General features: G+C 63.4%; 9 protein-coding genes. 4 read left to right on the top strand and 5 right to left on the bottom strand.

Going from position 1 to position 8,968, the window contains the following annotated elements; translation table 11 throughout:
* The 5 genes from EOA33_RS14760 to EOA33_RS14780 all read right to left on the bottom strand — a co-directional run.
* Nucleotides 1–449, bottom strand: a 449-nt coding sequence (locus tag EOA33_RS14760; RefSeq protein ID WP_145989147.1) for a LacI family DNA-binding transcriptional regulator, incomplete at its 3' end; no start/stop codon positions are given.
* Nucleotides 450–641: 192 nt separating this feature from the next.
* Nucleotides 642–1,658: an ABC transporter permease gene (locus tag EOA33_RS14765; RefSeq protein ID WP_126057350.1), complete on the bottom strand. Its 1,017-nt coding sequence runs from the start codon at nt 1,656–1,658 to the stop codon at nt 642–644.
* A complete protein-coding gene (locus tag EOA33_RS14770) occupies nt 1,655–3,157 on the bottom strand; it encodes a sugar ABC transporter ATP-binding protein (protein ID WP_126057349.1) in 1,503 nt (500 codons plus the stop codon). The genes EOA33_RS14765 and EOA33_RS14770 overlap by 4 nt, the downstream gene beginning before the upstream one ends.
* A 147-nt stretch (nt 3,158–3,304) precedes the next feature.
* Nucleotides 3,305–4,276 (bottom strand): sugar ABC transporter substrate-binding protein, encoded by a 972-nt coding sequence (locus EOA33_RS14775; protein ID WP_126057348.1) that lies wholly within the window; start codon nt 4,274–4,276, stop codon nt 3,305–3,307.
* A gap of 177 nt (nt 4,277–4,453) precedes the next feature.
* Nucleotides 4,454–5,320 (bottom strand): helix-turn-helix domain-containing protein, encoded by an 867-nt coding sequence (locus EOA33_RS14780; protein ID WP_126057347.1) that lies wholly within the window; start codon nt 5,318–5,320, stop codon nt 4,454–4,456.
* 106 nt (nt 5,321–5,426) lie between these two features.
* Between EOA33_RS14780 and EOA33_RS14785 the strand changes: the two genes are divergently transcribed.
* From EOA33_RS14785 to EOA33_RS14800, 4 genes are all read left to right on the top strand, one after another.
* Nucleotides 5,427–6,695 (top strand): ABC transporter substrate-binding protein, encoded by a 1,269-nt coding sequence (locus EOA33_RS14785; protein WP_126057346.1) that lies wholly within the window; start codon nt 5,427–5,429, stop codon nt 6,693–6,695.
* A 158-nt stretch (nt 6,696–6,853) separates the two neighbouring features.
* Nucleotides 6,854–7,714: a sugar ABC transporter permease gene (locus EOA33_RS14790; protein ID WP_126057345.1), complete on the top strand. Its 861-nt coding sequence runs from the start codon at nt 6,854–6,856 to the stop codon at nt 7,712–7,714.
* A complete protein-coding gene (locus EOA33_RS14795; RefSeq protein ID WP_126057344.1) occupies nt 7,711–8,547 on the top strand; it encodes a carbohydrate ABC transporter permease in 837 nt (278 codons plus the stop codon). Before EOA33_RS14790 ends, EOA33_RS14795 begins: the two co-directional genes overlap by 4 nt.
* An 11-nt stretch (nt 8,548–8,558) precedes the next feature.
* Nucleotides 8,559–8,968, top strand: a 410-nt coding sequence (locus EOA33_RS14800) for an ABC transporter ATP-binding protein (protein WP_145989148.1), incomplete at its 3' end; no start/stop codon positions are given.

Raw genomic sequence — 8,968 nt, forward strand, 5'->3', positions numbered from 1 at the left:
ACGGAATGGATCTCGCGGTCGAGCAGCACCGCCGGCACATCTGGCAACAGACGCGAGAACACCCGCGCGTGGTCGGACGAGCCGGCAAAGATCAGCCCGTCGATCTGCTTGGCCATCAGCACCGAAAGATAGCGCTCTTCCTTTTCGGCGCTGCCGTCGGAGTTGCACAGGATCACCGTATAGCCGGCGACGAACCCGGCATCCTCGATCTGGCGCGCGACGCTGGCGAAGAACGGGTTGGAGTTGTCCGGCAGAAGCAGGCCGATGGTCTTGGTCTCGCCGCGCCTGAGGCTTCGCGCCAGCGAATTCGGGCTGTAGCGCAGCGCCGCGATCGCCGCGCGCACGCGCTCGGCCGTCTCCGGCTCGACATGGCGCGTGCGATTCATCACATGCGAGACCGTTGCGACGGACACTCCCGCATAGCGCGCGACATCGGCAATCGTTGTCATGGCCCCTGGTCCCACCGCTCCTACATTTCCCACGCAATTCCGGACGGAAAACCGCTACGCACTTTTCCTGGAATTGCCCTAGTGCATGATGCCGAAAAGTGTGAAGCGGTTTTCGGAAGACATCATGCTCTATCTCTTTGATTTAGAGCCGGATTCAGATTTCAGGTCGATTCGACCTGAAATCATCCGGCTCTAGCGTATCTTGCGCAACAGCCTCTCCCGATATGCGTCTAGGATGACGGCGAGCACGATGACAAGCCCAATCACGATCGGCTTGAAATTGTCGCCGACGCCGAGCAGCTGCAGACCGGTGCTCAGAACCTGCAGAATACAGGCGCCGACCAGCGTGCCGACGATCGAGCCCTTGCCCCCGCTGAGGCTCGTGCCGCCGATGATGACGGCGGCGATCGCATTGAGTTCGTAGCCGACGCCGGCGATCGGGCTGCCGATGTTGAGGCGCAACAGATAGACCATCGCCGCGATACCGGCGGTCAGGCCGCTGATGGTGAAGGCCGCCACCTTGTAGAAATCCGGATTGTGGCCGGAGAGCCGCACCGCCTCGTCGTTGGTGCCGACGGCGAAGATCATGCGGCCGAAGACGGTGAAGCGCAGCACGAACCAGCCGATCGCGATTACCAGCACCGCGACAAGGAAGATCGAGGGCAGGAAGCCGCCGATGATCAGATTGCCGAAATCGACGAAGCTTTGCGGCAGGCCGGTGATGGTCGAATTGTCGCTGACCACGCGGGCCGCGCCCGCGGCCATGTTGAGCATGCCGAGCGTGACGATGAAGGACGGAATCTTCCAGCGCGTCGAAATCCAGCCGTTGAGGAAGCCGCAGGCAGCACCGGTCGCCATGCAGGCGATGAGCGCCAGCGTGATCGCCGCCGCCGGCGACAGGCTCTCGTTGATCATGATGGTGGCGCCCACCACCGTGCAGAGCGCCAGCACCGAGCCGACCGAAAGGTCGATGCCGCCGGTGAGGATGACGAAGGTCATGCCCGCGGCCAGAACCGTGTTGATGGCGATCTGAACGAAGATCTTGAGCGCGTTGCCCGGCGTGGCGAAATAGGGCGCGCTGATGGAGAAGAAGATCGTAATCAGCACCAGCGCCAGGAGCACGCCGGCGTCGCGGATGAGAAAGCGCAGGAATTTCGCCCTGCCGGGGGAAACAGGCGCCGACACGACAGCCTCGGACGTCTCGCTCATGGTCTCACATACTCCTGATAGGCGAGCGACAGGATGCGCTCCTGGTCGAATTCGGCGCGCGGCACCTCGCCGACTATTCTGTTCTTGGAAAAGACGATGATGCGGTGGCACATGCCCATCAGCTCGGGCAGGTCGGACGACACCATGATGATGCCTTTCTGCGCCGCCGCCAGCATCCACAGGAGCTGATAGATCTCGCGCCGCGCGCCGATGTCGACGCCGCGCGTCGGCTCGTCGAGGATCAGCGTCGAGGTGCCGCGGAACAGCCATTTGGCCAGCACCACCTTCTGCTGGTTGCCGCCCGAAAGGTTGCGCACCGCCTGCTCGATCGAGCTTGCCTTGACGCGCAGCTGGCCTACCAGGTCGGTGGCCGCCGCGGCTTCGGCCCTGCGGTTGACCAGCCCATGGCGCGAGACCTTGCCGAGATCGGTGATGGTGATGTTCTTGTCGACCGGCAGGTCGAGAAGCAGGCCCTGCCCCTTGCGGTCTTCGGTCAGCAGGCTCAAGCCATGCCGCACCGCATCCTTGGGCGCCGTGATCGCCACTGGCCTGCCGTCGATGGCGACGACGCCGTCAAGTTTCGGATCGGCCCCGAACAGCGCCCGCATGGCTTCCGTCCGGCCGCTGCCGACCAGTCCGGCGACGCCGAGGATCTCGCCATGTCGCACATCGAAGGAAATCGCCGGTGTCGTGGCGTCGCGCTTCAGGTTGCTGATGCTGAGCGCGACCTTGCCCGGCACGATCGCGGCATCGAAGCTGTATTCGTCGGCGATGTCGCGGCCGATCATCATGCGCACAAGGTCCGGAACGGTGAGGCCTTGCAGGTCGCGGGTCGCGACCAGCCTGCCGTTGCGCAGCACGGTGACCCGGTCGCCGATCTCGAACACCTCGTGCAGGCGGTGGGAGATATAAATGATAGTAACGCCCCTGGCCTTCAGCCGCTTGATGATGGCGAAGAGACGCTCGATTTCCGGTGGCGTCAGCGTCGCCGTCGGTTCATCGAGGACGAGAAGCTTGCTGTCATAGCTCAGCGCCTTGGCGATCTCGACCAGTTGCATCTGCGCGACGCCGAGCGCCTCGACGCGCGTCCTTGGATCGATGTCGAGCCCGACCTCCTTGAGCAGGGCCAAGGCGCGCCGGTTGAGCGCCTTGCCGTCGACGATGCCGAAGCGACGGCGCGGCAGGCTTTCCAGCATCAAATTCTCGGCGATGCTGAGATAGGGCAGCAGGTTGAGCTCCTGATGCACGATGCGGATGCCGCTCTGCTGCGCATCGTGCGGCGTCTTCGGCTGATATGGCGCGCCGTTGAAGGCGATCGCGCCGCCGTCCGGCCGGTAGATGCCGGCCAAAAGCTTGATCAGCGTCGACTTGCCGGCACCGTTCTCGCCCAGGATGATGTGGGTTTCGCCGCGCGCGATCGACAGCGACACATCGCTCAGCGCGACGGCGCCGGGGAAAATCTTCCCGACCCCTTCAAGGGAAAGAATGACGTCGTCCATGCGGCATGATCCTGATTGCGCTCTTCTACCGCATAATCCGGCAGGAGCGCGCGGTCATCGCCGCCGGAATTGCCGGGCGGCGATGACAAGGCGTGCGGGGCGGAGCGACGGCGCCAGCATTTGAGATGCTGGCGCCGTTGCGCTGCCTCAGGCGGTGACCAGCTTGATGTCGGTCTTGACCCAGCCGGAGAACTTCTCGCCGGCGAGCTCGCGCAGGCCGTAGTCGATGCCGAGGGCCGCCATCTGCGCGCCATACTGTTCGACCGTGGCCAGCATCTTGCCTTCCTTCAGCAACGGCCCGACCGCCGGGATGTTGTCGAAGCCGACCACCTTGATCTGGCCGGACTTGCCGGCCGCGTCGATCGCCTTGACGACGCCGAGCGCCATCGAATCGTTGGCCGCCATCACGCCCTGGATGTCGGGGTACTGGGTCATGAAGTTGGTCATCAACGTGTTGGCTTCCTCGGTCTCCCAATGCGCCGTCTTCGAGTCGAGCAGATCGAGGCCGTGCTCCTTCACCGCATCGTCGAAGCCGAGCTTGCGCTCCTTGGCGTTGTCGGCTTCCGGATTGCCCTCGAGGATGACCACCTTGCCGCCCTTGCCCAACGCCTTGCCCAGCGCATCGCCGGCGAGCTTGGCGCCGGCGCGGTTATCCGGACCGAAGAAGGCGAGGTCGATGCCGGCCTTCTTCTTGGCTTCGGCATCGAGCGCGACGTCGATGTTGATGACCTTGATGCCGGCCTTCAGCGCCTTGGCGATCGGCGTCACCATGGCCTTCGAATCGGCGGGTGCGACGACGATGACGTTGAAGTTCTGGGTGATAAAATTCTCGATGGCATCGACCTGCGCGGCGAAGTCGCGCTCGTCCTTCATGCCGACGGCGGCGAAATCGAACTTGTCCTTGTTCTTGGCCGCGTACTCCTCGGCTCCAGCCTGCATCTGCTTGAAGAACTCGTTGGCGAGCGACTTCATGACCAGGCCGACCTTGGGCTTGTCGGCGGCGAGCGCCGGGCCGAGCGGCAGCGCCAGGGCGCCCGCGGCCAATGCGCTGCTTTTGAGGAACTGACGACGCGAGAACTGGCCCAGGTCGAGACCAAGCGCGTTTGGATCCTTGCTCATGTTTTCCTCCACTTGATTGAGCCGTAATCGGTTACGTAACCGATTACGCAACAGGTTAGTGCGGGAGTTTGGCGGATGTCAATCCGTAAGAAGGCTTGTGGCACTCGCCCAGATCACCGCCACATCAACGAGGGCGGCTTGCCAATCGGAACACGCGGCACACTGGCGGGACGTCCGCTATTTGACACCCGCCCTGCGGAAATCGGAGGGCGACATGCCGGCGAGCTTGCGGAACGACTTGTTGAAGGCGCTGAGCGAGCCGAAGCCCGAATCCATGGCGACGCGCAGCACGTTGGCGTCCTCATGCATCAAGAGCGCCTGCGCATAGCTCAGCCGCAGCAGGTTGACATACTCGTTGAGCGTCATCCCGGTCGACTTCTTGAAGATGCTCATGGCGTATTTCGGATGGATGTCGACGACAGCCGCTATGTCGACGCAGTCGATCTCATAGAGGAAATTCTCGGCGATGAAGTCGCACATGCGCCCGACGTTGCGCGACGACTGCTGGTCGAAGGGGCTGCCCGCCGAATGTGCGGCGGGAACCCTCGAAACAAGCCGGTAGGGTTCGAACCGCACCCGCTCCAGCCGCAGCAGCAGCTCGTTCACCGCATGCTCGGCTTTGGCCGCGTCGCCCGAGCGGGCGTAGCTGTTCCAGCGCTCGAAATTGTGGTTGTCGGCCTGGTCGGTGGCCGACGTCACCAGCGTGGCGCCCGTCATCAGCCGGTGCCGGACATCGGTGGGTAGATGCAGCCGGAAGAAATGCACCAGCGGCAAATGCGCCCCGGCATAGACGGCATCGTCACTGAGATCGTCCATCTGGTGCGGCAGGCCGCCCCAGAACAGGCACATCTCGCCGGCCGACAGCGAGATCTCGTGATCATTCATCAAGTAGTGCACGCTGCCGCGCACGATGAAATTGACTTCCACCTGCGCGTGCCAATGCGGCTTGAGCATAACCAGCGGCTGTGTGTGGAACATCTGCAGCATCAGCGGCATGCCTTCCACGCTGCTGGCGCCAGGCTGGTAGAACGGCCGTTCCGGCATCTTACTTTCCGCCAATTTTCTTTTCCCTTTGTCCGGGACAAGCCTTCCGCGCCGCATAATCTAGCCACGCTCACTGTGAGAGAGCAAATGAAATGGGAGGAGTTCAATGCGCACCACACTGACCTGCGCCGCGCTCGCGCTTGCCCTGGGCTCCGGCCCGGCCATGGCGCAATCCGGCGAAATCACGATCTGGAGCTGGAACATCGCGGCTTCGTCGCTGAAGGCCACCGTCGCCGGCTTCAACAAGAAATACCCCGACATCAAGGTGACCGTCGAGGATCTCGGCAACCAGCCGACCTATGACAAGTCGATTGCCGGCTGCGCCGCCGGCGGCGTCGGTCTGCCGGACATCGTCTCGATCGAGAATGGCGAGGCCGAGAACTACTGGAGCCAGTTCCCCGACTGCTTCGTCGACCTGCATACGCTGGGCTACACCGCCGAGGACCAGAAGAAATTCCCCGATTTCAAGCGCACCGAGCTCGAGGTCGGCGAGAAGGCCTATGCGATGCCGTGGGATTCCGGCCCGGTCGCCGCCTTCTACCGCCGCGACTTCTATGAGAAGGCCGGTGTCGACCCCGCCTCGATCAAGACATGGGATGATTTCATCGCCGCCGGCAAGAAGATCCAGGCCGCCAATCCCGGCGTCACTATGACCAACGCCGATTTCAACGGCGACACCGAATTCTTCCGCATGATCGCCAACGAGCAGGGCTGCGGCTATTTCGCCGAGGACGGCCAGTCGATCACGGTCAACCAGCCGAAATGCATCGACACGCTGACCAAAATCAAGGAGATGAAGGACGCCGGCATCATGGCCTCGGCCGACTGGGGCACCAAGATCACCAACAACACCGCCGGCGCCGTCGCCACCCAGGTCTATGGCGGCTGGTATGAGGGCACCATCCGCACCGAATCGGCCGGCGAAAACGGCAAGTGGGGCGTCTATCCGATGCCGAGCCTGACCGCCGACGGCCCGCGCGCCGCCAATCTCGGCGGCTCGTCGCTGGCCATCACCTCGGCCTCGAAGAACAAGGAAGCGGCCTACGCCTATCTGAAATACACGCTGGAGACCAATGAAGGCCAGATCACCATGCTGAAGGATTTCGGCCTGGTGCCGTCGCTGATCTCGGCGCTCGACGACCCCTATGTCTCGCAAGGCCTGCCTTACTGGGGCGGCCAGGCGGTGTGGAAGGATATCCTCGCCACCCTGCCCAAGGTGGTGCCGAGCCGCGGCACTCAATTCCAGAGCGATGCCGAGCTCATCATGCGCGCGGTGCAGACCAAATATCTGGGCGGCGGCTATCCGGACGCCAAGGCGGCGCTCGACGACGCCGCCAACCAGATCGCCTCGGCGACCGGCCTGCCGGTGAAGTAGTCAGCCAGTTTCCTTCTTCCCGTTAACGGGGAGAAGGTGCCCGAAGGGCGGATGAGGGGCAGCGCCAAGATCAACAATTGGCGCTGCTTTCGCAAAACCCCAAGCGTAACACTGCGCCCATCAAGAAGGCGCGACAGGAAACAGAAAGGGAGGAAACGATGCGCCATCAGAACGCCACGGCTTACCGTTTCCTCACGCCCTATCTGCTGATCTTTTCCATCTTCTGGGTCTGGCCGATCATCAGCTCGTTCCTGATCTCCTTCCAGGCGACGCGCACCGTGCCGTGGCGCTTCGCGCCGACCTTCAACTGGGGCCGGCTGATCGGCGACCCGGCCTTCTACAACGCGCTGAAGAACACGCTGCTCATCCTGGTCATCCAGGTGCCGGTGATGATCTCGCTGGCCATCGTCATGGCGGTGCTGTTGAATTCGCCACTGCTGAAAGTCCGCGGCCTCTACCGCTTCGCCTTCTTCGCCCCGGTGGTGGTCGGCGAGGTCGCCTATTCGGCGGTGTTCCGGCTGATGTTCAACCTCAATTTCGGCATCATCAACAAGCTCTTGAACAGCGTCGGCCTGCCCAGCGTCGACTGGTTCTCCAACGTCACCCCGGCGATGGCGCTGATCATGATCGCGGTGACCTGGCGCTGGGCCGGCTACAACGCCATCATTCTGCTGGCCGGCCTGCAGTCCATCCCGGACGATGTCTATGAGGCGGCCACGCTCGACCGCGTCAGCAAGGTCAAGCAGTTCTTCTACATCACCCTGCCGCTGTTGAAGCCGATCATCGTCTTCTGCGCCGTGCTGTCGATCATCGGCACCATGCAGCTGTTCACCGAGCCGTTCCTGATCACCGAACGCGGCGGCCCCGGCGGCGGCACCGAGACGCTCGGCCTGTTGCTCTACCGCCAGGGCTTCCGCTCGCTGAATTTCGGCTACGCCTCGGCCGTCGCCTACACCATGGCGGGGCTCGCCATCGCCATCACCCTGGTGCAGCTCTGGCTGACGAGGGACCCGAAATGACCTCGCGCTCGCAAAGCCGGCTCGGTCGCGCAATCGCACTGCATCTCTTCCTGACGCCGCTGGCGGTGATCTGGCTGTTTCCGCTGTGGATGATGGTGGTGTTCTCGACCATGCCCGACAACGGCATCTTCAGCCCCGGCATCGAGCTTCTGCCGCACGACAATTTCATCGACAATGTCAACAATCTGCAGCGCGACACCAATTTCGTCGGCGCCATCGGCATCTCGGTTTCGGTGGCGGTGACCTACACCTTCCTGTCGGTGCTGCTTACCTCGATGGCCGGCTGGGCGCTGGCGCGCTACCAGTTTGTCGGCAAGGGCGCGGTGGTGGCGATCATCCTCGGCACCATCACACTGCCCTATTCGGTGGTGCTGATCCCGCAGTTCATCATGGTGGCGCGCGACTTCCAGCTCGCCAACACCTGGATCGCGCTGATCGTGCCGCCGCTGTTCAATTCGCTCGGCGTGCTCTTCATGCGGCAGGCCTTCTCGATGATGCCGGCAGATCTGTTCGACGCCGCCCGGGTCGAGGGCGTCAAGGAGTGGCGCATCTTCCTGTTCGTCGCGCTGCCCTTGGCGCGGCCGATGCTGGCCGCGCTCGCCATCATCCTCTTCCTCGCCTCGTGGAACAACTATCTCTGGCCGCTGCTGATCAACAGCCAGCCCGGTTCGATGACCGCACCGGTGGCGCTCGGCACGCTGATCGGCCTGACCAAGGTGTCGTGGGGCGGCATCATGGCCGGCGCCGTCATGCTGACCGTGCCGATGCTCGTCGTCTTCGTACTCCTGCAGCGTCATTTCATCGCCGGCATCGCCGCCGGCGCCGTCAAGTAGGAAAGGGCGAGATGGCAGCGGTCACACTCAACAATGTCGTCAAGCGCTTCGGCGGCTTCGGCGTCGTCCACGGCGCCAACATCGACATCGCCGATGGCGAGTTCGTCGTCTTCGTCGGCCCGTCCGGCTGCGGCAAGTCCACGCTGCTGCGCATGATCGCCGGGCTGGAGGACATCAGCGGCGGCGAGATCGCCATCGGCGGCAAGGTGGTGAACGACGTCGAGGCGGCTGAGCGCGGCATCGCCATGGTGTTCCAGTCCTACGCGCTCTACCCGCACATGACGGTGAAACAGAATCTGAGCTTCGGCCTGCGCATGAACGGCAACCCGAAGGCCGACACCGAGCGGCGGGTGAGGCGCGCCGCCGAGATTCTCCGCATCGACGAGCTGATGCACCGGCGGCCGAAGCAATTGTCGGGCGG

Origin of the sequence: Mesorhizobium sp. M4A.F.Ca.ET.050.02.1.1, from assembly GCF_003997725.1 — a bacterium.
In the GTDB taxonomy this organism is placed as follows: domain Bacteria; phylum Pseudomonadota; class Alphaproteobacteria; order Rhizobiales; family Rhizobiaceae; genus Mesorhizobium.

What these genes read in the sequence shown, in the direction of transcription:
- EOA33_RS14765 (WP_126057350.1), bottom strand. Translation starts at nt 1,658, where the DNA reads ATGAGCGAGACGTCCGAGGCTGTCGTGTCGGCGCCTGTTTCCCCCGGC.
- EOA33_RS14770 (WP_126057349.1), bottom strand. Translation starts at nt 3,157, where the DNA reads ATGGACGACGTCATTCTTTCCCTTGAAGGGGTCGGGAAGATTTTCCCC.
- EOA33_RS14775 (WP_126057348.1), bottom strand. Translation starts at nt 4,276, where the DNA reads ATGAGCAAGGATCCAAACGCGCTTGGTCTCGACCTGGGCCAGTTCTCG.
- EOA33_RS14780 (WP_126057347.1), bottom strand. Translation starts at nt 5,320, where the DNA reads ATGCCGGAACGGCCGTTCTACCAGCCTGGCGCCAGCAGCGTGGAAGGC.
- EOA33_RS14785 (WP_126057346.1), top strand. Translation starts at nt 5,427, where the DNA reads ATGCGCACCACACTGACCTGCGCCGCGCTCGCGCTTGCCCTGGGCTCC.
- EOA33_RS14790 (WP_126057345.1), top strand. Translation starts at nt 6,854, where the DNA reads ATGCGCCATCAGAACGCCACGGCTTACCGTTTCCTCACGCCCTATCTG.
- EOA33_RS14795 (WP_126057344.1), top strand. Translation starts at nt 7,711, where the DNA reads ATGACCTCGCGCTCGCAAAGCCGGCTCGGTCGCGCAATCGCACTGCAT.